A 21,195-nucleotide genomic window follows, 5' to 3' on the forward strand; every position below is an offset into this window, starting at 1 on the left:
CCGCCGAACCGTTCCGGGAGGACCGCCCCGCACCGGGTGGACGGCGACCAGGAGGGACGCGGAGGGCGGCGCTCAGCCCGGGGAGGTGGCCTGTCCCGGCACCCGCAGCCGACGGGTCCGTTCCGCGCGCGCCGCCAGTTCGGCGTCGTCCGGGTAGTCGACCCCGGTCAACGCCAACCCGTGCGCGGGCGCCACCACGACGTCGTCGACACGGCTGGACCGGGACAACAGCGCGCCGGGCCACTCCACCGCCCTGCGACCGTCACCAACCGCCAGCAACGCGCCGACCAGGCTTCGCACCATCGAGTGACAGAAGGCGTCCGCACTCACCCTGACCTCGATCAGGTGGTGCGCGGCGGTCCCCGGTCCTCCCAACCGGTCCCACCGGAGACGTTGCAGGGCGCGGACGGTGGTAGCGCCCTCCCGCCGCCGGCAGTAGGCGGCGAAGTCGTGTTCCCCGAGCAGCCGCGCCGACGCCTCGTTCATCGCGGCCACGTCCAACGGGCGGGTCCAGGCGAGCACGTGCCGGCGGGTCAGGGGGTCACCGCCGACGGGCGAGTCGGTCAGGCGGTACACGTAGTGCCGGCACAGCGCGGAGAACCGCGCGTCGAAGTCGGGCGAGACGGCACGGGCGCCCAGCACGCGCACGTCCGGCGGCAACAGCCGGTTGACCCGCCGCGCCAGCTGGCCGGGATCGACCTCCGCCGGCAGGTCGCAGTGGGCGACCTGGCCGGTGGCGTGAACGCCGGCGTCGGTCCGGCCCGCCACGGTCAATCGCACGTCGAGCCGAAGGATCATCGACAGCGAGTCCTCCAGCACCCCGCACACGGTGCGGCGGCCGGGCTGCCGAGCCCAGCCGGAGAACTCCCCGCCGTCGTAGCTGATGTCGAGGCGCACGCGAGCGAGCCCGCCACCCTGTGCGGGAGTGGCGGGCTCGCTCGGTGGTGTCGGGTGGCTCAGGACTCAGTCCTTCTTCTCGTCGGACTTGTCCTCCGCCTCGGAGGCCTTGGCCTCGTCGGCCTCGGCCGCGGTGTCCTCGGCGGGGGCCTCCGCCTTGGTCTCCTCGGCGGGAGCCTCCGTCGTGGTGTCCTCGGCCTTGGTCTCCTCGGCCTCGGACGCCGTGCTGTCGGCGAAGGTGGTCTTCCGGGCGGCCTCGGCCTCCGCGGTGACCGTCTTCTCGTTCACCAGCTCGATGACGGCCATCGGGGCGTTGTCACCCTTGCGGGGCATCGCCTTGATGATCCGGGTGTAACCGCCGTCGCGGTCGCCGAAGAAGGGGCCGATCTCGGCGAACAGCTTGTGCAGCACATCCTTGTCCCGGATGACCCGCAGCACCTCACGGCGGTTGTGCAGGTCACCGCGCTTGGCCTTGCTGATCAGCCGCTCGGCGAACGGCCGGAGCCGTTTCGCCTTCGCCTGGGTGGTCTTGATCCGGCCGTGCGTGAACAGCGACGTGGCCAGGTTGGCCATCATCAGCCGCTCATGGGCCGGGGACCCGCCGAGACGGCGACCCTTGGTTGGGGTGGGCATCGGTTGCTCCTCGGTTGCGTCCTCGCATCCACCGCGCTCGGGAGAGCGGGCGGTGGATCAGAGCTGCTCAGTCTCTGCGTAGTCCTGACCGTCGTCGTGACCGTCACCACCGTCGCCGTTGCTGGACCACCCCTCGCTGGGGTAGTCGGCGGCGGCGGCGGAGGGGTCGAACCCGGGCGGGCTGTCCTTGAGCGCCAGGCCAAGGCCGGCCAGCTTCATCTTGACCTCGTCGATCGACTTCGCCCCGAAGTTGCGAATGTCGAGCAGGTCGGCCTCGCTGCGCGAGACCAGCTCGCCGACGGTGTGAATCCCTTCCCGCTTGAGGCAGTTGTAGGAACGCACCGTGAGGTCGAGGTCCTCGATCGGCATCGCGAAGGCCGCGATGGTGTCCGCCTCGGAAGGAGACGGGCCGATCTCGATGCCCTCGGCGTCCGAGTTCAGCTCCCGGGCCAGCCCGAACAGCTCCACCAGCGTCTTGCCGGCGGACGCCACCGCGTCACGCGGCGTGATCGACGGCTTCGTCTCGATGTCGAGAGTCAGCTTGTCGAAGTCGGTCCGCTGCTCGACACGGGTCGCCTCGACCTTGTAGGTCACCTTCAGCACCGGCGAGTAGATGGAGTCGACCGGGATCCGGCCGATCTCCGCGCCGGCCTGCTTGTTCTGCACGGCGGGGACGTAACCGCGACCGCGCTCCACGACCAGCTCGATCTCGAGCTTGCCCTTGCCGTTGAGAGTGGCGATGTGCAGGTCGGGGGTGTGCACGGTGACACCGGCCGGGGGAACGATGTCCCCGGCGGTGACCGGACCAGGTCCCTGCTTGCGCAGGTACATGGTCACCGGCTCGTCCTCCTCCGAACTCACCACGAGCTCCTTGAGGTTCAGGATGACGTCGGTGACGTCCTCCTTCACCCCGGGAATCGTGGTGAACTCGTGCAGGACACCGTCGATGCGGATGCTGGTGACCGCGGCCCCCGGAATCGAGGACAGCAGCGTCCGCCGCAGCGAGTTACCGAGCGTGTAGCCGAAGCCGGGCTCAAGCGGCTCGATGACGAACCGGGAACGGGTCTCGGAGACCGTCTCCTCGGTCAGTGTCGGTCGTTGCGAGATGAGCACTTCGTCTTGTCCTTTCCCAGCGGCGCCCGCTATTTGACGCCGAGTGGATGTGGATCGCCACGGTCTGGTCGATCCACCACGGTGACCGTGCGTCCAGCACGGCCACCGTTCGCCAGTGGAGGCCTCAGTTCTTCGAGTAGAACTCGACGATCAGCTGTTCCTGGACCGGCGTGTTGATCTGTGCCCGCTCCGGCAGCTGGTGCACCAGCACCCGCAGCGTGGACGGCACGACCTGGAGCCAGGCCGGGGTGGGCCGGTCGCCGAGGGTCTCCTTGGCGATGATGAACGGCGTGGTGCCCAGCGACTTCGGCTTCACGTCGATGATGTCGAACCGCGACACCTGGAAGCTGGGGATGTTCACCTTCTCGCCGTTCACCAGGAAGTGACCGTGGCTGACGAGCTGACGCGCCTGACGCCGGGTCCTGGCCAGACCCGAGCGGTAGATCACGTTGTCGAGCCGGGCCTCCAGGAGCTGGAGCAGGTTCTCACCCGTCTTGCCCTGGCGGCGCGAGGCCTCCTCGTAGTAACGGCGGAACTGGCGCTCCAGGACCCCGTAGGTGAAGCGAGCCTTCTGCTTCTCCTGGAGCTGGAGCAGGTACTCGCTCTCCTTGATCCGCGCGCGGCCGTGCTGGCCGGGCGGGTAGGGGCGGCGCTCGAAGGCCTGGTCGCCGCCGACCAGGTCAACCTTGAGACGACGGGACTTGCGAGTCGCGGGTCCGGTGTAGCGTGCCATCTGTTCTTACTCCTCCCCGCGCCTCAGACCCGGCGCCGCTTGGGCGGCCGGCAACCGTTGTGTGGCTGCGGGGTCACGTCCTGGATGTTGCCAACTTCGAGCCCGGCGGCCTGCAGCGACCGGATCGCGGTCTCCCGGCCGGAACCGGGGCCCTTGACGAACACGTCAACCTTGCGCATGCCGTGCTCCGACGCCTTGCGGGCGGCGTTCTCCGCCGCCATCTGCGCGGCGAACGGGGTGGACTTGCGGGAGCCCTTGAAACCGACGTGACCGGCCGAGGCCCAGGCGATCACCGCGCCGGACGGATCGGTGATCGACACGATCGTGTTGTTGAAGGTGCTCTTGATGTGCGCGTGACCGTGCGCGACATTCTTCTTTTCCTTGCGCCGGACCTTCTTGACCCCGGCGCCACGGGTCTTGGGTGGCATGTCTCTCGTCTTCTCCTCAGTGCGCGCGAGGGGTTACTTGCGCCCGGCCTTCTTCTTGCCGGCCACGGTCTTCTTCGGGCCCTTGCGGGTCCGGGCGTTGGTCTTGGTCCGCTGACCACGCACCGGCAGCCTGCGACGGTGCCGAAGCCCCTCGTAGCAGCCGATCTCGACCTTGCGGCGGATGTCGGCGGCCACCTCGCGGCGGAGGTCACCCTCAACCTTGTAGTTGTTCTCGATCTGGTCCCGCAGACGCACCACGTCGTCGTCGGTCAGGTCGCCGGTCCGCATGTCCGGGCTGATCCCGGTGGCTGCCAGCAACTCCTTCGAGCGGGTACGGCCGATGCCGTAGATGTAGGTCAACGCGATCTCCATCCGCTTGTCGCGGGGAAGATCGACGCCAGCGACACGTGCCATCCGGCGCGTTCTCCTTTGTCTCTTCGCTCCAGGTCTGCTCCTCCGCCGCCCCGCGGCCGCGAGTGCGGCCCGGGCCCCGGCCCGGAGTCCGGGGGTCAGCCGTGCTCCACGCACGACAGGTCGGAGGAGATGTGTTCTTCTCTCGTCGTCTGCTCCGCGACAAGCGTCACAACGCGACGGTCACCACGTCAGGCGGTGCTCAGCCCTGACGCTGCTTGTGACGCTGGTTGTCGCAGATCACCAGGACCCGCCCGTGACGGCGAATCACCTGGCACTTGTCGCAGATCTTCTTGACGCTTGGCTGGACCTTCACGGTCGTGCTCTCCTGCTCGGACGCGTGCCCGGGACCAGCCCGGGCACCGTGGAGGTCACTTGTAGCGGTAGACGATGCGCCCACGGGACAGGTCGTAGGGCGACAGCTCCACGACTACCCTGTCCTCGGGCAGGATGCGGATGTAGTGCTGCCGCATCTTGCCGCTGATGTGGGCCAGGACTTTGTGGCCGTTCTCCAGCTCGACTCGGAACATCGCGTTGGGGAGCGGCTCGACTACGCGACCTTCGACCTCGATGGCCCCGTCTTTCTTGCCCATGTCCTCCGCGTTTCGTGACGGTGTCATTTGGCGGTCACACCGGGATGACCAGGACGAACGCGGTCTCCCGATGCCGGCGGACCACTCGCACTGCTTCCCGCGCCACTCGGACGCGCACCGACGGAACCGTCGATCACACCGAAAGGGGAGTGCCGCCCCAGGCCCGTCGAGAACCGGCCTGCCGCACGACACACGGCACGATGGAGTCAGCGCGAGGAGTGCGCCGTTGAGCCAGTGTAGCCCTTCGCGCAGGTCAGCTCCACCTGGGGCACGGCACGGCCCGGCCACGGGGGTGCCGGCGTCAGTTCGAGTACCGCTTTCCCGCCCCGCTCAGCGCCATGACGAGGATCACCGCTCCCCACGGGCCCGCCACCCACAACCACCACGGGTTCGAGGCGCCCCCGCCGGTCACGAAACCGATGAGCCAGATGGTGAAGGTGATGGCGCTGACGGAGGCCCACGCCTCGGCGGCGCGCCTCAGGTCGGACTTCGGCGGGGTGGCCGGGCACCCGCTGGTCCGCTCGGCGACATCCCCGCCGCGCTGATCCGCCAGGCCCTGACCCGGCTCCTCCGGGGTCGCGGCGCCACCAGTCGGGTCCGGCAGGTCCTTCGTGAGCCGGTCCAGCTCCCCGTACGTCCTGGCCGCCAGCGCGTCCCGCAGGCGGGTGTCGTACTCCGACATGCTCAGCCGGCCGTCCGCCTGCGCCGCGCCCAGGCGCTCCGCGACCCGCTGGCGGTCGCCGTCCGAGGCCCGCATCTCGCTCCAGGAAACCGGCTCGCCCACTCCACCCTCCCCAGGGAACGCGCCCGCCGTGCCACTACCGGGTCACCAACCTCCCGGGGCGACCAGACGCGTGCGCCCATCGTACGTGGGAGGCGACCGCGGTGGCACTGTTCCGGCCGGCCACCCGGGCCGGCACCCGCTGGTGCGCACCTGGCGGCGGCCCTCGGCGCGGGCGCCGCACCCGGTCGTGACGCCCCGGCCAAGCGGCACCTCCGGCCGAGGAGGCCACGGCGGGGTTGGGCGGGGCGCGTCTCGGCCTCAGGAACTGCGGGGGCGGCCGATCCCGCTGGCGTAGAGGGCACCGAGCACCGCGCCGGGAGGCACCGCCACCCACACCCACCACGGGTAGACCGCGGTGCCCGTCATGTAGAGCAGGCCCCAGATGACGATGTTCGCCACCGAGGCGCTCAGCCAGATCGTCGTCAGCACCCGCATCGCGGTGCCACCCGCGCCGGGGGCGAACACCCGGCGCCGGCCCTTGGGGCGGGGCAACGGCAGATCCGCGACGACCCGGTCCAACTCGCCGGTGGTCTTCGCGTCCCACGCGGAGCGCACCCGGCTGTCGAACTCGGACAGATCGAGCAGGCCCTCGGCGTGCGCCCAGTGCAACTGGTCCTGGATCCGCTTGCGGTCAGCGTCGGACGCGCGCATGGCGTCGGCACGAATAGGCTCGCTCACGCTGACATCCTTCCGCATCCGCGAGTCGACCGGGAGCGGTTCGCGGAACTCGGTGCTCGAATCGCAACCGGTCGTCGTGGGCCGATCAGTCCTCGGCCGGCGCCGTCAACACCCACGGCCCGTCGGAGGTCAGCGCGACCGTGTGCTCCCAGTGCGCCGCCCGGGTCCCGTCGGCTGTGACCACCGTCCACCCGTCCGACAGTTCACGGGTGTCGTCCGTGCCGAGGGTCAACATCGGTTCGATGGCCAGCGCCATCCCCTCCCGGAGCTTGGGTCCCCGACCGGGCTTCCCGTAGTTGGGGATGTAGGGCTCCATGTGCATCTCGGTGCCGATGCCGTGCCCACCGAAGTTCGCGACGATCCCGTACTCGACGCCGTGCTCCTCCTGCACCCGCAGGGTCTCCAGCTCGATCGCGTGCGAGATGTCGGTCAACCGCTTCCCCGGGCGGCAGGCGGCGATGCCCGCGAGCATGGACAACCGGGTCGCCTCGGACAACCGGAGGTCGGCCTCGGACGCCTGGCCCACCGGCACCGTCACCGCCGAGTCGCCGTGCCAGCCCTCGAGGATCGCCCCGCAGTCGACGGAGATGAGGTCACCCTCCGCCAGCACCCGCGTGGTGGTGGGGATGCCGTGCACGACCTGCTCGTTCACCGAGGCGCAGATCGAGCCGGTGAAGCCGTGGTAGCCCTTGAAGGACGGGACGGCGCCAGCCTCCCGGATGTGGGTCTCGGCGATCTCGTCGAGTTCGGCGGTGCTGGCACCGGGGCGGACCGCCGCCCGCACCGCGGCCAACGCGCCGGCGACCACCAGTCCCGCCGCTCGCATCGCCTCCAGCTCGCCACGCGACTTGAGCTGGATTCCCCGGCTTCGCTTCAGCACGTCTCGGCCCCCGCACTCTTCGCACTCGTGCCGCCCGACCTCGTCGGGCGGCACCACTCGGTCATGGAAGCGGCCGGTCCCGCGGTCGGGACCGGCCCCGCCGTCAGGAGCCCGTCACCCCGAGCGCCCGCAGCGCCCGCCCGGTGATCTCCTCGATGGATCCCAACGCGTCGATCCCCACGACCTTCGGCCGGTAGTAGTCCAGCACCGGGGCCGTGCTCCCCCGGTAGGCCGCGAGGCGGGTCCGGATCACGTCCTCGGTGTCGTCCGCACGGCCCCGGGCCAACATCCTGGTGACGACCTCGTCCTCCGGCACCTGGAACTCCAGGACCGCGTCCAGCTGGTGGCCCTGCCCGCCGAGGAACTCGGTGAGCACCTCGGCCTGGCCCACCGTGCGGGGGAACCCGTCCAGCAGGAAGCCGCCCACCGCGTCCTCCTGGCGCAGCCGGTCCCGGACCATGCCGTTGGTGACCTCGTCCGGGACGAGCTGGCCCTCGTCCAGGTAGCGCTTGGCCTCCTCCCCCAGCGGCGTCCGCTGGCTGATGTTCGCGCGGAACAGGTCCCCCGTGGAGACGTGGGGGACGCCCAGCTTCGCGCTGAGGACGGCTGCCTGCGTGCCCTTGCCCGCTCCGGGCGGGCCTACCAAGACGAGTCGCACTACCGGAGGAACCCTTCGTAGTTTCGCTGCATGAGCTGGCTCTCCACCTGCTTCATGGTGTCAAGACCGACGCTCACCATGATCAGCACCGCGGTACCGCCGAACGGGAAGTTCTGGTTCGCGCCTTCCTCGGTGATGCTCAAGAAGAAGTTCGGCAGCACCGCGACGATACCCAGGTAGATGGAGCCGGGCAGCGTGATCCTGCTCAACACGAAGCTCAGGTACTCCGCCGTCGGGCGGCCCGGGCGGATCCCCGGGACGAAGCCACCGAACTTCTTCATCTCGTCGGCCCGCTCGTCCGGGTTAAACGTGATGGACACGTAGAAGTAGGTGAAGAAGATGATCAGCGCGAAGAACAGGAGGATGTGCACCCAGCTCGACTGGGGAACGATGTAGTCGTCGATGAACCTGTTCAGCCACCCGGTGCCGTCACCGACGAGCTGCGACATCAACTGCGGCAGGTAGAGCAGGGAGGAACCGAAGATCACCGGGATGACGCCGGCCTGGTTCACCTTCAACGGCAGGTAGGTCGAGGTGCCGCCGTACATCCGCCGCCCGACCATCCGCTTCGCGTACTGCACCGGGATCCGGCGCTGGGCCTGCTCGACGAAGCAGACCGCCACGATGATGGCCAGCGCGAAGATGCAGACGACGGTGAAGACCACGCCGCCCTGGGTCTGGAGGATGCTGCTGCCCTCGGCCGGGATCCGGGCCGCGATGGAGCAGAAGATCAGCAGCGACATGCCGTTGCCGACGCCGCGCTCGGTGACCATCTCGCCGAACCACATGACCAGGGCGGTGCCGGCCGTCATCACGATGACGATGACGACGAGGTTGAAGACCGACCCGTCCGGGATGACCTGGTGCGGGCAGTTGCCGAACAGCTGGCCCGACCGGGCGAGCGCCACGAACGTGGTGGCCTGCAGGACGGCGAAGGCCATCGCGAGGTACCGCGTGTACTGCGTCAGCTTCGCCTGGCCGGACTGGCCCTCCTTGCGCAGCTGCTCGAACCTGGGGATGACCACCCCGAGCAGGTTCACGATGATGCTCGCGGTGATGTAGGGCATGATGCCCAGCGCGAACAGCGAGAGCTGGAGCAGGGCGCCACCGCTGAACAGGTTCAGCAGCGAGTAGATGTTCGCGCTGCCGCTGTTCTCGATGAGTTCGAGGCACTGCCGGATGTTGGGCGAGGAGACACCAGGCGACGGAACGTTGGCCCCGAGCCGGTACACCGCGACGATCCCGAGGGTGAACAGGATCTTCTTGCGCAGGTCCGGCGTCGTGAGAGCCGCGCGGAAGGCGCTGAGCACGCGTGACCTCCTCGGCGTCGTCGGCCTCTCCGACCGACGATCTTCGTGGCCGGCGGATGCCGGCAGCATTGCGGCCTGCCGCGCAGGCAACCGGCCTCGTGCCTGCTGACACGAAGCGTGCACGACTCTAACAGCCTGCCCGGGGTTGACCACCAGTGCTGCGGGGAAACTTGTCGATCTACGGCCGGTTTCCGCGCACCGGGCGGACGGCGAGCGGCGGGGTGTCGCGTGCTCCTTCGTCCACTCGTACCAGTGGCCCGCCCACCGACTCCCACTTCCGTGTCACAAGCGGCCTCGAACCAGGGTTCGCGTCCCGAGGAGGTCCACACCGGGTGACGGCCCCAGCGAGGCGGTCACCGGATCCGATGATCTCCTGCACCACCCCTCCCACCCACCGCTCGGCCCCGGCGTGGACCCCCCGGAACGGCGAGAACGCGCGCGGCCCGCAGGGGAGGACTCCCCTGCGGGCCGCGCGCGGTGCTCTGACGCGATCAGACCGTGGTGGTCGTCCCACCGACGGCGGTGATCTTCTCGATCGCGCTGCTGGAGAAGGCGTTGGCGGTGACGTCCAGCTTGACTCCGCCGAGGTCGCCGGTGCCCAGCACCTTCACCAACTGGTTCTTCCGGACGGCGCCGGCGGCGACGAGTTCGTCGATGCCCACCGTGCCACCCTCCGGGAAGAGGCGCCCCAGGTCCGAGACGTTGACGACCTGGTACTCCACCCGGAAACGGTTCTTGAAGCCCTTGAGCTTGGGCAGCCGCATGTGCAGCGGCATCTGCCCACCCTCGAAGGCCGCGGGCACGTTCTTCCGTGCCTTCGTGCCCTTGGTCCCACGACCCGCGGTCTTGCCCTTGGAACCCTCACCACGACCGACGCGGGTCTTGGCGGTCTTGGAACCGGGCGCGGGCCGCAGGTGGTGAATCTTGATGGTCATGACCTTCAGTTCACCTCCTCCACCGTCACCAGGTGGCGGACGGTGTTGATCAGACCGCGAACCTCGGGGTTGTCGTCGCGGACCACGGACTGGCGGATCTTCCGCAGCCCGAGCGTCCGCAGCGAGTCCCGCTGGTTCTGCTTGTTACCGATGGTGCTGCGCACCTGGGTCACCTTGAGCTGCGCCATGTCACACTCCCTGCCCGGCCCTGGCCCGCAGCATTCCGGCCGGCGCGACGTCCTCGAGCGGCAGGCCACGGCGAGCCGCGACCTCTTCCGGCCGCTGCAGGCCCTTCAGCGCGGCCACCGTCGCGTGCACGATGTTGATCGCGTTGTCGCTGCCGAGCGACTTGCTCAGCACGTCGTGGACACCGGCGCACTCCAGCACGGCACGCACCGGACCACCGGCGATGACACCGGTACCGGGGGCCGCCGGGCGCAGCAGCACGACACCGGCCGCCGCCTCGCCCTGGATGGGGTGCGTGATGGTGCCGGCGATCCTCGGGACGCGGAAGAAGCTCTTCTTGGCCTCCTCGACGCCCTTGGCGATCGCTGCCGGCACCTCCTTGGCCTTGCCGTAACCGACACCGACCATGCCGTCGCCGTCACCGACGATCACCAACGCGGTGAAGCTGAAACGCCGACCGCCCTTGACGACCTTGGCCACGCGGTTGATCGCGACCACGCGCTCAAGATGCGGGGTCTTCTCCTGGGCCGCCCCGCCGCGGCCACCGTCCCGGCGGTCGCGGCGCTCTCCGCGCTCCGACCCGCCGTCACGACGCGTGCGTCCTGGCATCAGACGACCCTCTCGTTCAACTCGATCCTGTCCATGGTTCTCAGAACTCCAACCCCGCCTCGCGCGCGGCGTCGGCCAGGGCCGCGATCCGGCCGTGGTACTCGTAGCCGCCCCGGTCGAACACGACGGTGCCGATGCCCGCGGTCTTCGCGCGGGCCGCCACCAGCTCGCCGACCTTGGCCGCCCTGGCCTTCTTGTCGCCGTCCAGCGCGCGGACGTCGCCCTCGAGGCTCGACGCGGACGCCAGCGTGTGGCCAGCCAGGTCGTCGATCACCTGGGCCACGATGTGCCGCGAGGAACGGTGCACGACAAGACGCGGCCGCTCCGCCGTACCGCTGATCTTCTTCCGAAGACGGAAGTGCCGGCGGGCCCTGGCCACCCGACGCGTGGTCGACACGTCCTTGCCGACGGGCTTGCGCTTGGCGGCGGTGGTTGCAGTGCTTTCGCTCATGATCACTTACCCGTCTTTCCGACCTTGCGGCGGATGACCTCGCCCGCGTACCGCACGCCCTTGCCCTTGTACGGGTCCGGCCGCCGCAGCTTGCGGATCTTGGCCGCGACCTCGCCCACGCGCTGCTTGTCGATGCCGTGGACGGAGAACTTGGTCGGGCTCTCCACCTGGAACGTCACACCCTCCGGGGGCGCGACCTTCACCGGGTGGCTGAAGCCGAGCGCGAACTCCAGTTCGGAGCCCTTGAGCGTCACGCGGTAACCGACGCCGTGGATCTCCAGCTTCTTCTCGTAGCCCTGGTTCACGCCGACGATCAGGTTGTTGACGAGAGTCCGCGACAACCCGTGCAGCGACCTGCTCTTCCGCTCGTCGTCGGGGCGGCTCACCAGCAGGGAGCCATCCTCGTCACGATCGATCGTGATGGGTTCCACCAGCGTGTGGCTGAGCGAACCCTTCGGGCCCTTCACCGTCACCGTGCGGCCGTCGATGGCGACATCGACACCCGAGGGAACGGTGATCGGCAGCTTCCCAATGCGCGACATGCCGTTACCCCCTTCCTCACCAGACGTAGGCGAGGACTTCCCCGCCCACGCCCTGCTTGGCCGCCTGCCGGTCGGTCATCAGACCGCCGGAGGTCGAGATGATCGCGATACCAAGACCACCGAGCACGCGCGGCAGCGTGGTGGACTTGGCGTACACCCGAAGGCCGGGCTTCGATACACGCCGCAGGCCCGCGATGCTCCGCTCGCGGTTCGGCCCGTACTTGAGCTCGACGACCAGGTTCTGGCTCTTCTCGCCGTCCTCGACACGGTGGCCGGAGACGTAACCCTCACGCTTGAGGATCTCGGCGATGTTGGCCTTCAGCTTGGAGTGCGGCAGCACGACCTCGTCGTGGTATGCCGAGCTGGCGTTACGCAGACGTGTCAGGAAGTCTGCGATCGGGTCGGTCATCGTCATGGTGACCTGGTCAACCTTTCTCGCCCTGGTTCCCCGTCGGGGCCTTGAGCGAACTAGTGGTCAGCGAACTGGCGGCGGGGCGCCGACTCCGGCGCCCGCGACCTCACCAGCTCGACTTGTGCACACCGGGCAGTTCGCCGCGGTGGGCCATCTCACGAAGGCACACCCTGCACAGGCCGAACTTGCGGTACACAGCGTGCGGACGCCCGCAGCGCTGGCAACGGGTGTAGGCCCGCACCGCGAACTTCGGCTTGCGCGACGCCTTCGCGATCAGCGCCTTCTTGGCCATCGGTTCTCCTCAACTTCGATGCTCACGTCGCGATGACGGACGGTCGGTTCAGCGTTCCTTGAACGGGAAGCCCAGCCGGCGCAGCAACGCCCGGCCTTCCTCGTCGTTGATCGCCGAGGTGACGACCGTGATGTCCATGCCCCGCGGACGATCGATCGAGTCGAGATCGATCTCGTGGAACATCGACTGCTCGCTCAGGCCGAACGTGTAGTTGCCCTTGCCGTCGAACTGCCGGTCCGACAGACCGCGGAAGTCGCGGATACGCGGCAGCGCGATCGTCAGCAGTCGGTCAAGGAACTCCCACATCCGGTCGCCGCGCAGGGTGACCCTGGCGCCGATCGGCATGCCCTCACGGAGCTTGAACTGTGCGATGGACTTGCGGGCCCGGCGGACCTCGGGCCGCTGGCCGGTGATGCTGGCGAGGTCGCGCACGGCGCCCTCGATCAGCTTGCCGTCCCTGGCCGCCTCGCCGATGCCCATGTTGACGACGACCTTGACCACACCGGGGATCTGGTGCGGGTTGCCGTAGTCGAACTGCTCGCGCAGGCCGGGGACGATCTCCTCGCGGTAGCGGACCTTCAGCCGGGGGACGATCTTCTCTGCGGTCGTCATGCTCAGATGTCCTTACCGTTCCTGCGGGAGATCCGCACCCGCCGACCGTCCTCGTCCTCGCGGTAACCCACGCGCGCCGGCTTGCCGTCGGAGTCGACCACCTGCACGTTGCTCACGTGGATGGCGGCCTCCTGCGTCACGATGCCGCCGGACTGCGCGCCACGCTGGGTACGGGAGATCTTGGTGTGCTTCTTGATCCGGTTCACGCCTTCGACCAGGACGCGCTGGGTGTGCGGGTAGGCCTGGATGACCTTGCCCTTCGCGCCCTTGTCCTTGCCGGCGATGACCACCACGGTGTCGCCCTTGTGCACCTTCATCAGAGCACCTCCGGCGCCAGCGAAATGATCTTCATGAACTTCTTGTCCCGGAGCTCCCGGCCGACCGGGCCGAAGATGCGGGTCCCACGCGGCTCGTTGTCGTTCCGGATGATGACCGCCGCGTTCTCGTCGAACCGGATGTAGGAACCGTCCGGACGGCGCTTCTCCTTGGCGGTGCGCACCACGACGGCCTTCACCACGTCGCCACGCTTGACGTTGGCGCCCGGGATGGCCTCCTTCACCGTGCCCACGATGATGTCGCCGATGCTCGCGTACCGCCGCCCGGACCCGCCGAGAACCCGGATGCACAGGATCTCCCTGGCGCCCGTGTTGTCGGCGACCCGAAGCCGCGACTCCTGCTGGATCACGTCTACTCCTGACCTGCTTCTTGTGCGCCGGATTTCCGACCCGACGCACGCGGTCTCCTCATGCGGAGGGCGGCCCGACCACCGTCGGGCCGCCACCCGTCCAGACCAAGGACACCACAGGTGCCCTCGAGCCTCTTACTTGGCCTTCTCCAGGACCTCGGCCAGCCGCCACCGCTTGGTGGCCGACAGCGGCCGGGTCTCCATCAGCAGCACGCGGTCGCCCACGCCCGCGGAGTTCTGCTCGTCGTGCGCCTTCACCTTGGTGGTGCGCCGCATGACCTTGCCGTAGAGCGCGTGCTTCTTGCGGTCCTCGAGCTGGACCACGATCGTCTTGTCCATCTTGTCGGACACGACGTATCCCTCGCGCACCTTGCGGCTGTTGCGCGCGTCGCCACCAGTGGTGTCAGTCACCGCGCCGTTCACGTCCTTCTCACTCATGCGGCACCCTCATCCGTGGCCTCGTCCTGCTCCGGCGACACCGAGAGGCCCAGCTCACGCTCACGCATCACCGTGTAGATCCTGGCGATGTCGTGCCGCACGACGCGCAGCCGACGGTTGTTCTCGAGCTGGCCGGTGGCCATCTGGAAACGGAGGTTGAACAGCTCCTCCTTGGCCTCCCGCAGACGCTGCACCAGATCGGTGTGGCTGAGCTCACGCAGCTCGGCCGCGCTCGTGGTAGCCGCTGCCATCAGAACTCACCACCCTCACGGGTCACGATCCGGCACTTCATCGGGAGCTTGTGGATCGCGCGGCGCAGGGCCTCACGAGCCACCGGCTCGTTCGGGTAGTTCATCTCGAACAGAACCCGACCGGGCTTCACGTTGGCCACCCAGTACTCCGGGGAACCCTTACCGGAACCCATCCGGGTCTCGGCGGGCTTCTTCGTCAGCGGACGGTCCGGGAAGATGTTGATCCAGACCTTGCCGCCACGGCGGATGTGCCGGGTAATGGCGATACGAGCGGACTCGATCTGCCGGTTGGTCACGTAGGCCGGCTCCAGCGCCTGGATGCCGAACTCACCGAAGGTGACCTGGTTCCCGCCCTTGGACATGCCACGGCGGACCGGGCGATGCTGCTTGCGGTACTTGACCTTGCGCGGGATGAGCATCTCTCAGCCCTCCGTCTTCTCGGCGGGCGCCTCAGCCGCCGCCGGGGTGGACTCGGCCGCGCCGGCACCAGCCGCCACGGCCTCCTTGGCCCGGCCACCCCGCTGCCCACCCTCGCCACGACGGCGGTTCGGGCGGTCGGAGCGGTCACGGCGCGGCGGGCGGGACTCGGTGTTGGCCTCGCGGGCCTTCAGCCCGCCGACCAGCTCACCTCGGTAGATCCACACCTTGACGCCGATGCGGCCGAAGGTCGTCTTCGCCTCGAAGAAGCCGTAGTCGATGTCCGCGCGCAGCGTGTGCAGCGGCACCCGACCCTCGAGGTAGAACTCGGAACGGGACATCTCGGCACCGCCGAGCCGGCCGCTCACCTTGACGCGGATGCCCTTGACCTGCGGCGAGCGCATCGCCGACTGGATCGCCTTGCGCATGGCACGCCGGAAGGCGACACGGTTGGACAGCTGCTCGGCGACCCCCTGGGCCACCAGCTGGGCGTCCGACTCGGGTCCCTTGACCTCGAGGACGTTGAGCTGGATCTGCTTCTTGGTGAGCTTCTCCAGCTCGGTCCTGATGCGGTCCGCCTCCGCGCCACGACGACCGATGACGATGCCCGGCCGCGCGGTGTGGATGTCGACGCGCACCCGGTCCCGGGTCCGCTCGATGTCCACCTTGGCGATACCGGCCCGCTCCATGCCCTTGGAGAGCATCCGGCGGATCTTCACGTCCTCGGCGACGTATTCGGAGTACTGCTTGTCGGCGTACCAGCGGGACTTCCAGTCAGTGGTGATCCCCAGCCGGAAGCCGTGCGGGTTGATCTTCTGACCCACTACCGGGCACTTCCCTTCGCGCTGGACTTGCGAGCACCCGCCGCGGCCTTCGGCCGCGACTCGAGCTCGACGGTGATGTGGCTGGTCCGCTTCCGGACTCGGTACGCCCGCCCCTGGGCGCGCGGCCGAATCCGCTTCAGCGTCGGCCCCTCATCCACGTAGATCGTCGAGATCCACAGCGTGTCCGGGTCAAGATCCAGGTTGTTCTGTGCGTTGGCGACCGCGCTCGCGACCACCTTCGCTACCGGCTCACTCGCCGCCTGCGGCGCGAACTGCAGCACGGCCAGAGCTTCCTGGGCGTTGCGGCCCCTCACGAGATCGACCACGCGGCGCACCTTCATCGGCGTCGCGCGGACGTAGCGGGCCCGCGCCACGGCGCGCGACGGCGTCTCCGCGTCTTCCGGCGCCGCGGCGTCCTTTCGGGCGTTCATCGCTGTTACCCCTTGCTCTTGGTTCATCCGTGTCACGGTTGGCGCCTCAGCGGCGGCGCGAACGGCGGTCTTCCTTGACGTGTCCCTTGAAGGTCCGGGTCGGGGCGAACTCGCCCAACTTGTGCCCGACCATCGACTCGGTGACGAACACCGGGACGTGCTTGCGGCCGTCGTGCACCGCGAAGGTGTGGCCCAACATGTCCGGGATGATCGTCGAGCGGCGGGACCAGGTCTTGATGACGGTCTTCTTGCCGGTCTCGTTCAGCGCGTCCACCTTCTTGAGCAGGTGGTCGTCAACGAACGGGCCCTTCTTCAGGCTGCGTGGCATCCTTCACTCCCTCCCTGCTCAGCGCTTCTTGCCGGTGCGCCGGCGGCGGACGATGAGCTTGTCACTCGGCTTGCGGCGGCGGGTCCGGCCCTCGGGCTTGCCGTTCGGGTTGACCGGGTGGCGACCACCGGAGGTCTTGCCCTCACCACCACCGTGCGGGTGGTCCACCGGGTTCATGACGACACCACGCACGGTGGGGCGCTTGCCCCGCCAGCGGTTGCGGCCCGCCTTGCCCCAGTTGATGTTGCTGTGCTCGGAGTTCCCGACCTCACCCACCGTGGCGCGGCAGCGCACGTCCACGTTGCGGATCTCCCCGGAGGGCATCCGCAGCTGGGCGTAGGGGCCGTCCTTCGCCACGAGCTGCACCCGCGAACCGGCGGAGCGGGCGATCTTCGCGCCACCGCCGGGGCGGAGCTCGATCGCGTGCACCACGGTGCCCGTCGGGATGTTGCGCAGCGGCAGGTTGTTGCCCGGCTTGATGTCGGCGCGAGCGCCGCTCTCGATCGGGTCACCCTGCTTGATCTTGTCCGGGGCGATGATGTAGCGCTTCTCGCCGTCGGCGTAGTGCAGCAGCGCGATCCGCGCGGTCCGGTTGGGGTCGTACTCGATGTGCGCGACCTTGGCCGGCACGCCGTCCTTGTCCGCCCTGCGGAAGTCGATCAGGCGGTAGGCGCGCTTGTGACCGCCACCCTTGTGCCGGGTGGTGATCTTGCCGTGCGCGTTGCGGCCGCCGCGGCCGTGCAGCGGGCGCACCAGCGACTTCTCCGGCTCCGACCGAGTGATCTCGGCGAAGTCGGACACGCTGGCGCCACGACGGCCCGGCGTCGTCGGCTTGTACTTGCGGATGCCCATGTCTCAGCAGTCCTCAGTCACTAGAGTCCGGTTCGACTATCCGGCCGCCTCACGCGGCCGGGCCGCCGAAGATCTCGATCGGCTTGCTGTCCGGGTGCAGGGTCACGATCGCCCGCTTGGTGTCCTTGCGCTTGCCGAACCCGGTGCGGGTGCGCTTGCGCTTGCCGTTGCGGTTGAGCGTGTTCACCGTGGTGACCTTCACACCGAAGACCTTCTCGACCGCGATCTTGATCTCGGTCTTGTTCGCGCTCGGCGACACCACGAAGGTGTACTTCTTCTCCTCGAGGAGCCCGTAGCTCTTCTCGGAGATCACCGGCGCGACCAGAATGTCGCGGGGGTCGGAAATCACTTCCCAGCCTCCTCTTCAGCCTCACCGACGCCGGACTCGGCCACCTCGGAGGACCTGGCGGTCGCCTTGACCGCCTTGCCACTGATGGGGCCGGCGAGGAAGGACGACAGCGCGTCCTTGGTGAACACCACGTCGTCGTTGACCAGCACGTCGTACGTGTTCAGCTGGTCCGGTGCGATCAGGTGCACGTTCGTCAGGTTGCGCAGGCTCTGCCAGCCGAGGACGTCCTCACGGGTGAGGACGACCAGCACCCGGCGAGCGGAGGTGACGCCCTCCAGCACCTTGCGGGCGCTCTTGGTGGACGGGGCGTCGCCCGCCACCACGGCCGACACGACGTGGACCTGGCCGGCCCGCGCGCGGTCCGACAGCGCGCCGCGCAGGGCGGCGGCCTTCATCTTCTTGGGGGTCCGCTGGGAGTAGTCCCTCGGAACCGGGCCGTGCACCGTGCCACCGCCGACGAACTGCGGAGCCCGCACCGAACCCTGGCGGGCCCGACCGGTGCCCTTCTGGCGGTAGGGCTTGCGGCCACCACCGGCGACCTCGCCACGCGTCCTGGTGGAGTGGGTGCCCTGGCGCGCGGCGGCCTGCTGGGCCACCACGACCTGGTGCATCAACGCCACGTTCGCCTGGGCGTCGAACACCTCGGCGGGCAGCTCGACCGAGCCGTCGGTCCCGCCGGCCGGGGTCTTGATCTCAACAGAGCTCGCGCTCATCAGACGGCACCACCCTTCGCGGCGGTCTTGACCAGCACCAGTCCGCCCTTCGGGCCGGGAATGGCGCCCTTGATCAGAATCAGGCCGGCGTCCACGTCGGTGCGGTGCACCTTGAGGTTCTGGGTGGTCACCCGGACGTTGCCCATCCGGCCGGCCATCCGCACACCCTTGAACACGCGGCCCGGGGTGGCACAGCCACCGATCGAGCCGGGCGAGCGGTGCTTGCGCTGGGTACCGTGGCTCGCGCCGAGGCCAGCGAAGCCGTGCCGCTTCATCACACCCGCGGTGCCCTTGCCCTTGCTGGTGCCGACGACGTCCACCAGGACGCCGGAGTCGAACACCTCGGCCGTCACCTCCTGGCCGACCTCGTAGCCACCGGCGTCGGCCGTCCGCAGCTCCACCAGGTGGCGGCGCGGGGTCACCCCGGCCGCGGTGAACTGACCGGCGCGCGGCTTGGTCACCCTGCGCGGGTCCACCGCGCCGAAGCCGAGCTGCACGGCCGAGTAGCCGTCCTTCTCCGGGGTCCGGATCTGCGTGACCACGTTCGGGTCGGCCTTCACGACCGTCACCGGCACGATCCGGTTGTTCTCATCGAAGACCTGGGTCATACCGAGCTTGGTACCCAGGATCCCCTTGATCTGCCTGTCAGACATGGGTCTCGTTCATCTCCGCCGCTTGGAATCCGTCGCGCCCGAAATCACTGAATGTTGACGTCGACGCTGGCCGGCAGGTCGATACGCATGAGCGCATCCACCGTCTTCGGCGACGGGTCGAGGATGTCGATCAGACGCTTGTGCGTACGCATCTCGAAGTGCTCGCGAGAGTCCTTGTACTTGTGCGGCGAGCGAATGACGCAGTACACGTTCTTCTCGGTGGGCAGCGGCACCGGTCCGACGACCCGAGCGCCGGTGCGCGTCACAGTCTCGACGATCTTGCGCGCGGACGCGTCGATCGCCTCGTGGTCGTAGGCCTTGAGCCGGATGCGGATCTTCTGTCCCGCCATGATGGCTTGCCGTTCCTCTAGTCTCGTGCCGCTATGTGACTAACGCTGCGAGTGTGCCGCGTTGCTCCCCGACCTGGTCCCGACTCATGACAGCGCCCCCACCTCGGAGGAAACACGGCCAGTCATCACGGTCACCGGTCCACGCGGTCGGGCGTGTCGCGCCCGATGCTCACAGACCTGCCCGTCGGCTCTGGTCGTTGGGATCCATCGCCACCGCCATCCTCCGCACAGCGAAGAACTCCCGGCGGCGATCCGTAATCGACCCAAGCTCCCATCTGGCTCGGGACGCCGGCTCTCGCCCTCAGGGCGAGCAACCCATACAGGATGCCACACCACGGTGTGGCCACCCAAATCGGGGGGAGGCGCGCTCCTGACGGAGCGCGCCTCCTCAACGACTCACTCGACGATCTTGGTGACCTGGCCGGCACCGACGGTGCGGCCACCCTCACGGATCGCCAGCCGCAGACCCTCGTCCATGGCCACGGGCTGGATCAGCTCGACGGAGATGCTGGTGCTGTCACCGGGCATCACCATCTCGGTGCCCTCGGGGAGGGTCACCACGCCGGTCACGTCCGTGGTCCGGAAGTAGAACTGCGGGCGGTAGTTGTTGAAGAACGGCGTGTGGCGGCCACCCTCGTCCTTGGACAGGATGTAGACCTGCGCCTCGAACTTCTTGTGCGGCGTGGTCGTGCCGGGCTTGACCACGACCTGGCCCCGCTCGACCTCCTCGCGCTTCACACCGCGGAGCAGCAGGGCGGCGTTGTCGCCGGCCTGGCCCTGGTCGAGGAACTTCTTGAACATCTCGATGCTGGTGACGGTGGTCTTGAAGGACTTCTCCTTGATGCCGACCACCTCCACCTCCTCGTTCAGGTTGATCTGGCCGCGCTCGATACGACCGGTGACAACCGTTCCACGACCGGTGATGGTGAAGACGTCCTCGATGGGCATCAGGAACGGCTTCTCGACCTCACGCACCGGGTCCGGCACGTTCTCGTCGACGGCCTCCATCAGCTCCAGGAGCTTGGCGCCCCACTCGGCGTCGCCCTCCAGCGCCTTCAGCGCGGAGACGCGCACGACCGGGACGTCGTCGCCGGGGAACTCCTGCGAGGAGAGCAGCTCGCGGACCTCGAGCTCGACGAGCTCCAGGATCTCCTCGTCGTCCACCATGTCGGACTTGTTCAGCGCGACGAGGATGTAGGGCACACCCACCTGACGGGCCAGCAGCACGTGCTCACGGGTCTGCGGCATCGGGCCGTCGGTCGCCGCGACCACCAGGATCGCGCCGTCCATCTGGGCGGCACCGGTGATCATGTTCTTGATGTAGTCGGCGTGACCGGGGGCGTCGACGTGCGCGTAGTGACGCTTCTCGGTCTGGTACTCGACGTGCGCGATGTTGATCGTGATACCGCGCTGCTTCTCCTCCGGCGCCTTGTCGATCTCGTCGAACGGCGTGAAGGGGTTCAGCTCCGGGTACTTGTCGTGCAGAACCTTGGTGATCGCCGCGGTCAGGGTGGTCTTGCCGTGGTCGACGTGACCAATGGTTCCGATGTTGACGTGCGGCTTGTCCCGCTCGAACTTGGCCTTCGCCACTGGTTTGTCCTCCTGGACTTCTTCTTGCTTCCCGCCGTTCGACCTGTGGTCAGTGCCAGGCGGTTTCGATCGGTCGCCGCCCGGGTTGAGCGGCCCGTGGTGCGATGGCCCGCCACCGCCGTGCGACGGTGGCGAACCTCCGCTCAGGTGGGCTGGA

At 68.6% G+C, this 21,195-nt stretch carries 35 protein-coding genes; all 35 read right to left on the reverse strand.

Annotated features, from left to right (window positions below; translation table 11 throughout):
- Nucleotides 1-72 precede the first annotated feature (72 nt).
- The gene (truA, locus tag ACOJVX_RS23240; RefSeq protein ID WP_418155095.1) at nucleotides 73-897 is read right to left on the reverse strand and encodes a tRNA pseudouridine(38-40) synthase TruA; all 825 of its coding nucleotides are present in this window, start codon (nucleotides 895-897) and stop codon (nucleotides 73-75) included.
- A 66-nt stretch (nucleotides 898-963) separates the two neighbouring features.
- Nucleotides 964-1,530, reverse strand: coding sequence for a 50S ribosomal protein L17 (gene rplQ, locus ACOJVX_RS23245; protein ID WP_026419508.1), 567 nt, complete (start codon nucleotides 1,528-1,530; stop codon nucleotides 964-966).
- A 57-nt stretch (nucleotides 1,531-1,587) separates the two neighbouring features.
- Complete coding sequence (locus ACOJVX_RS23250) at nucleotides 1,588-2,643, reverse strand: DNA-directed RNA polymerase subunit alpha (RefSeq protein WP_016698430.1); 1,056 nt, start codon at nucleotides 2,641-2,643, stop codon at nucleotides 1,588-1,590.
- 124 nt (nucleotides 2,644-2,767) lie between these two features.
- A complete protein-coding gene (rpsD, locus tag ACOJVX_RS23255) occupies nucleotides 2,768-3,376 on the reverse strand; it encodes a 30S ribosomal protein S4 (RefSeq protein ID WP_026419509.1) in 609 nt (202 codons plus the stop codon).
- Nucleotides 3,377-3,399: 23 nt separating this feature from the next.
- Complete coding sequence (rpsK, locus tag ACOJVX_RS23260; protein WP_016698432.1) at nucleotides 3,400-3,804, reverse strand: 30S ribosomal protein S11; 405 nt, start codon at nucleotides 3,802-3,804, stop codon at nucleotides 3,400-3,402.
- Nucleotides 3,805-3,837: 33 nt separating this feature from the next.
- Nucleotides 3,838-4,218 carry a 30S ribosomal protein S13 gene (gene rpsM, locus ACOJVX_RS23265; protein WP_026419510.1) on the reverse strand — a complete coding sequence of 127 codons (381 nt, stop codon included), beginning with the start codon at nucleotides 4,216-4,218 and terminating at the stop codon, nucleotides 3,838-3,840.
- A 199-nt stretch (nucleotides 4,219-4,417) separates the two neighbouring features.
- Complete coding sequence (gene rpmJ, locus ACOJVX_RS23270) at nucleotides 4,418-4,531, reverse strand: 50S ribosomal protein L36 (RefSeq protein ID WP_016698434.1); 114 nt, start codon at nucleotides 4,529-4,531, stop codon at nucleotides 4,418-4,420.
- Between the two features lie 55 nt (nucleotides 4,532-4,586).
- Nucleotides 4,587-4,808, reverse strand: coding sequence for a translation initiation factor IF-1 (gene infA, locus ACOJVX_RS23275; RefSeq protein ID WP_005166804.1), 222 nt, complete (start codon nucleotides 4,806-4,808; stop codon nucleotides 4,587-4,589).
- 301 nt (nucleotides 4,809-5,109) lie between these two features.
- Nucleotides 5,110-5,592 (reverse strand): DUF1707 domain-containing protein, encoded by a 483-nt coding sequence (locus ACOJVX_RS23280; RefSeq protein ID WP_026419511.1) that lies wholly within the window; start codon nucleotides 5,590-5,592, stop codon nucleotides 5,110-5,112.
- Between the two features lie 258 nt (nucleotides 5,593-5,850).
- Nucleotides 5,851-6,270, reverse strand: coding sequence for a DUF1707 SHOCT-like domain-containing protein (locus ACOJVX_RS23285; protein ID WP_418155093.1), 420 nt, complete (start codon nucleotides 6,268-6,270; stop codon nucleotides 5,851-5,853).
- 85 nt (nucleotides 6,271-6,355) lie between these two features.
- Nucleotides 6,356-7,150, reverse strand: coding sequence for a type I methionyl aminopeptidase (map, locus tag ACOJVX_RS23290; protein WP_026419513.1), 795 nt, complete (start codon nucleotides 7,148-7,150; stop codon nucleotides 6,356-6,358).
- A 103-nt stretch (nucleotides 7,151-7,253) separates the two neighbouring features.
- Entirely contained in the window at nucleotides 7,254-7,808 is a 555-nt protein-coding gene (locus ACOJVX_RS23295) for an adenylate kinase (protein ID WP_026419514.1), read from the reverse strand.
- On the reverse strand, nucleotides 7,808-9,118 hold the full coding sequence (gene secY / locus ACOJVX_RS23300) for a preprotein translocase subunit SecY (protein WP_026419515.1): 1,311 nt from the start codon (nucleotides 9,116-9,118) through the stop codon (nucleotides 7,808-7,810). Before secY ends, ACOJVX_RS23295 begins: the two co-directional genes overlap by 1 nt.
- 491 nt (nucleotides 9,119-9,609) lie before the next feature.
- Nucleotides 9,610-10,053: a 50S ribosomal protein L15 gene (gene rplO / locus ACOJVX_RS23305; RefSeq protein ID WP_026419516.1), complete on the reverse strand. Its 444-nt coding sequence runs from the start codon at nucleotides 10,051-10,053 to the stop codon at nucleotides 9,610-9,612.
- A 5-nt stretch (nucleotides 10,054-10,058) separates the two neighbouring features.
- Nucleotides 10,059-10,241 carry a 50S ribosomal protein L30 gene (gene rpmD / locus ACOJVX_RS23310; protein WP_016698505.1) on the reverse strand — a complete coding sequence of 61 codons (183 nt, stop codon included), beginning with the start codon at nucleotides 10,239-10,241 and terminating at the stop codon, nucleotides 10,059-10,061.
- 1 nt (nucleotide 10,242) lies between these two features.
- Entirely contained in the window at nucleotides 10,243-10,848 is a 606-nt protein-coding gene (rpsE, locus tag ACOJVX_RS23315; RefSeq protein WP_016698504.1) for a 30S ribosomal protein S5, read from the reverse strand.
- Nucleotides 10,849-10,888: 40 nt separating this feature from the next.
- A complete protein-coding gene (gene rplR, locus ACOJVX_RS23320) occupies nucleotides 10,889-11,305 on the reverse strand; it encodes a 50S ribosomal protein L18 (RefSeq protein ID WP_016698503.1) in 417 nt (138 codons plus the stop codon).
- Nucleotides 11,302-11,841: a 50S ribosomal protein L6 gene (rplF, locus tag ACOJVX_RS23325; protein WP_026419518.1), complete on the reverse strand. Its 540-nt coding sequence runs from the start codon at nucleotides 11,839-11,841 to the stop codon at nucleotides 11,302-11,304. The genes rplR and rplF overlap by 4 nt, the downstream gene beginning before the upstream one ends.
- A gap of 16 nt (nucleotides 11,842-11,857) precedes the next feature.
- On the reverse strand, nucleotides 11,858-12,256 hold the full coding sequence (rpsH, locus tag ACOJVX_RS23330; protein ID WP_026419519.1) for a 30S ribosomal protein S8: 399 nt from the start codon (nucleotides 12,254-12,256) through the stop codon (nucleotides 11,858-11,860).
- A gap of 103 nt (nucleotides 12,257-12,359) precedes the next feature.
- The gene (locus ACOJVX_RS23335) at nucleotides 12,360-12,545 is read right to left on the reverse strand and encodes a type Z 30S ribosomal protein S14 (protein WP_016698500.1); all 186 of its coding nucleotides are present in this window, start codon (nucleotides 12,543-12,545) and stop codon (nucleotides 12,360-12,362) included.
- A 48-nt stretch (nucleotides 12,546-12,593) separates the two neighbouring features.
- Nucleotides 12,594-13,157 (reverse strand): 50S ribosomal protein L5, encoded by a 564-nt coding sequence (gene rplE, locus ACOJVX_RS23340; protein ID WP_016698499.1) that lies wholly within the window; start codon nucleotides 13,155-13,157, stop codon nucleotides 12,594-12,596.
- 2 nt (nucleotides 13,158-13,159) lie between these two features.
- Nucleotides 13,160-13,474, reverse strand: coding sequence for a 50S ribosomal protein L24 (rplX, locus tag ACOJVX_RS23345; RefSeq protein WP_026419520.1), 315 nt, complete (start codon nucleotides 13,472-13,474; stop codon nucleotides 13,160-13,162).
- Nucleotides 13,474-13,842, reverse strand: coding sequence for a 50S ribosomal protein L14 (gene rplN / locus ACOJVX_RS23350; RefSeq protein ID WP_016698497.1), 369 nt, complete (start codon nucleotides 13,840-13,842; stop codon nucleotides 13,474-13,476). The genes rplX and rplN overlap by 1 nt, the downstream gene beginning before the upstream one ends.
- Nucleotides 13,843-13,977: 135 nt before the next feature.
- Nucleotides 13,978-14,280 (reverse strand): 30S ribosomal protein S17, encoded by a 303-nt coding sequence (rpsQ, locus tag ACOJVX_RS23355; protein WP_026419521.1) that lies wholly within the window; start codon nucleotides 14,278-14,280, stop codon nucleotides 13,978-13,980.
- Nucleotides 14,277-14,531 (reverse strand): 50S ribosomal protein L29, encoded by a 255-nt coding sequence (rpmC, locus tag ACOJVX_RS23360; RefSeq protein WP_016698495.1) that lies wholly within the window; start codon nucleotides 14,529-14,531, stop codon nucleotides 14,277-14,279. The genes rpsQ and rpmC overlap by 4 nt, the downstream gene beginning before the upstream one ends.
- A complete protein-coding gene (gene rplP / locus ACOJVX_RS23365) occupies nucleotides 14,531-14,950 on the reverse strand; it encodes a 50S ribosomal protein L16 (protein ID WP_016698494.1) in 420 nt (139 codons plus the stop codon). Before rplP ends, rpmC begins: the two co-directional genes overlap by 1 nt.
- A gap of 3 nt (nucleotides 14,951-14,953) precedes the next feature.
- Complete coding sequence (gene rpsC / locus ACOJVX_RS23370) at nucleotides 14,954-15,772, reverse strand: 30S ribosomal protein S3 (RefSeq protein WP_026419522.1); 819 nt, start codon at nucleotides 15,770-15,772, stop codon at nucleotides 14,954-14,956.
- Nucleotides 15,772-16,203, reverse strand: a complete 432-nt coding sequence (rplV, locus tag ACOJVX_RS23375; protein WP_016698492.1) for a 50S ribosomal protein L22 — start codon at nucleotides 16,201-16,203, stop codon at nucleotides 15,772-15,774. The genes rpsC and rplV overlap by 1 nt, the downstream gene beginning before the upstream one ends.
- A gap of 46 nt (nucleotides 16,204-16,249) precedes the next feature.
- Entirely contained in the window at nucleotides 16,250-16,531 is a 282-nt protein-coding gene (gene rpsS, locus ACOJVX_RS23380) for a 30S ribosomal protein S19 (protein ID WP_016698491.1), read from the reverse strand.
- Nucleotides 16,532-16,549: 18 nt separating this feature from the next.
- Nucleotides 16,550-17,383 carry a 50S ribosomal protein L2 gene (rplB, locus tag ACOJVX_RS23385; protein ID WP_016698490.1) on the reverse strand — a complete coding sequence of 278 codons (834 nt, stop codon included), beginning with the start codon at nucleotides 17,381-17,383 and terminating at the stop codon, nucleotides 16,550-16,552.
- A gap of 49 nt (nucleotides 17,384-17,432) precedes the next feature.
- Nucleotides 17,433-17,732 (reverse strand): 50S ribosomal protein L23, encoded by a 300-nt coding sequence (gene rplW, locus ACOJVX_RS23390; protein WP_026419524.1) that lies wholly within the window; start codon nucleotides 17,730-17,732, stop codon nucleotides 17,433-17,435.
- Nucleotides 17,729-18,445, reverse strand: coding sequence for a 50S ribosomal protein L4 (gene rplD, locus ACOJVX_RS23395; RefSeq protein WP_026419525.1), 717 nt, complete (start codon nucleotides 18,443-18,445; stop codon nucleotides 17,729-17,731). Before rplD ends, rplW begins: the two co-directional genes overlap by 4 nt.
- Nucleotides 18,445-19,098 (reverse strand): 50S ribosomal protein L3, encoded by a 654-nt coding sequence (rplC, locus tag ACOJVX_RS23400; protein WP_026419526.1) that lies wholly within the window; start codon nucleotides 19,096-19,098, stop codon nucleotides 18,445-18,447. Before rplC ends, rplD begins: the two co-directional genes overlap by 1 nt.
- Nucleotides 19,099-19,142: 44 nt before the next feature.
- Entirely contained in the window at nucleotides 19,143-19,448 is a 306-nt protein-coding gene (gene rpsJ, locus ACOJVX_RS23405; protein ID WP_016698486.1) for a 30S ribosomal protein S10, read from the reverse strand.
- Between the two features lie 396 nt (nucleotides 19,449-19,844).
- Nucleotides 19,845-21,038: an elongation factor Tu gene (gene tuf, locus ACOJVX_RS23410; protein WP_016698485.1), complete on the reverse strand. Its 1,194-nt coding sequence runs from the start codon at nucleotides 21,036-21,038 to the stop codon at nucleotides 19,845-19,847.
- Between the last annotated feature and the right edge of the window lie 157 nt (nucleotides 21,039-21,195).

Source organism: Actinoalloteichus caeruleus, assembly GCF_049311605.1.
GTDB lineage: Bacteria > Actinomycetota > Actinomycetes > Mycobacteriales > Pseudonocardiaceae > Actinoalloteichus_B > Actinoalloteichus_B caeruleus.

Bases quoted from the DNA above. Each gene is read 5' to 3' on its own strand.
- rplQ (WP_026419508.1), bottom strand. From the start codon at position 1,530: ATGCCCACCCCAACCAAGGGTCGCCGTCTCGGCGGGTCCCCGGCCCAT.
- rpsD (WP_026419509.1), bottom strand. From the start codon at position 3,376: ATGGCACGCTACACCGGACCCGCGACTCGCAAGTCCCGTCGTCTCAAG.
- rpsK (WP_016698432.1), bottom strand. From the start codon at position 3,804: ATGCCACCCAAGACCCGTGGCGCCGGGGTCAAGAAGGTCCGGCGCAAG.
- rpsM (WP_026419510.1), bottom strand. From the start codon at position 4,218: ATGGCACGTGTCGCTGGCGTCGATCTTCCCCGCGACAAGCGGATGGAG.
- infA (WP_005166804.1), bottom strand. From the start codon at position 4,808: ATGGGCAAGAAAGACGGGGCCATCGAGGTCGAAGGTCGCGTAGTCGAG.
- rplO (WP_026419516.1), bottom strand. From the start codon at position 10,053: ATGACCATCAAGATTCACCACCTGCGGCCCGCGCCCGGTTCCAAGACC.
- rpmD (WP_016698505.1), bottom strand. From the start codon at position 10,241: ATGGCGCAGCTCAAGGTGACCCAGGTGCGCAGCACCATCGGTAACAAG.
- rpsE (WP_016698504.1), bottom strand. From the start codon at position 10,848: ATGCCAGGACGCACGCGTCGTGACGGCGGGTCGGAGCGCGGAGAGCGC.
- rplF (WP_026419518.1), bottom strand. From the start codon at position 11,841: ATGTCGCGCATTGGGAAGCTGCCGATCACCGTTCCCTCGGGTGTCGAT.
- rpsH (WP_026419519.1), bottom strand. From the start codon at position 12,256: ATGACGATGACCGACCCGATCGCAGACTTCCTGACACGTCTGCGTAAC.
- ACOJVX_RS23335 (WP_016698500.1), bottom strand. From the start codon at position 12,545: ATGGCCAAGAAGGCGCTGATCGCGAAGGCGTCGCGCAAGCCGAAGTTC.
- rplE (WP_016698499.1), bottom strand. From the start codon at position 13,157: ATGACGACCGCAGAGAAGATCGTCCCCCGGCTGAAGGTCCGCTACCGC.
- rplX (WP_026419520.1), bottom strand. From the start codon at position 13,474: ATGAAGGTGCACAAGGGCGACACCGTGGTGGTCATCGCCGGCAAGGAC.
- rpsQ (WP_026419521.1), bottom strand. From the start codon at position 14,280: ATGAGTGAGAAGGACGTGAACGGCGCGGTGACTGACACCACTGGTGGC.
- rpmC (WP_016698495.1), bottom strand. From the start codon at position 14,531: ATGGCAGCGGCTACCACGAGCGCGGCCGAGCTGCGTGAGCTCAGCCAC.
- rplP (WP_016698494.1), bottom strand. From the start codon at position 14,950: ATGCTCATCCCGCGCAAGGTCAAGTACCGCAAGCAGCATCGCCCGGTC.
- rplV (WP_016698492.1), bottom strand. From the start codon at position 16,203: ATGAACGCCCGAAAGGACGCCGCGGCGCCGGAAGACGCGGAGACGCCG.
- rpsS (WP_016698491.1), bottom strand. From the start codon at position 16,531: ATGCCACGCAGCCTGAAGAAGGGCCCGTTCGTTGACGACCACCTGCTC.
- rplB (WP_016698490.1), bottom strand. From the start codon at position 17,383: ATGGGCATCCGCAAGTACAAGCCGACGACGCCGGGCCGTCGTGGCGCC.
- rplD (WP_026419525.1), bottom strand. From the start codon at position 18,445: ATGAGCGCGAGCTCTGTTGAGATCAAGACCCCGGCCGGCGGGACCGAC.
- rplC (WP_026419526.1), bottom strand. From the start codon at position 19,098: ATGTCTGACAGGCAGATCAAGGGGATCCTGGGTACCAAGCTCGGTATG.
- rpsJ (WP_016698486.1), bottom strand. From the start codon at position 19,448: ATGGCGGGACAGAAGATCCGCATCCGGCTCAAGGCCTACGACCACGAG.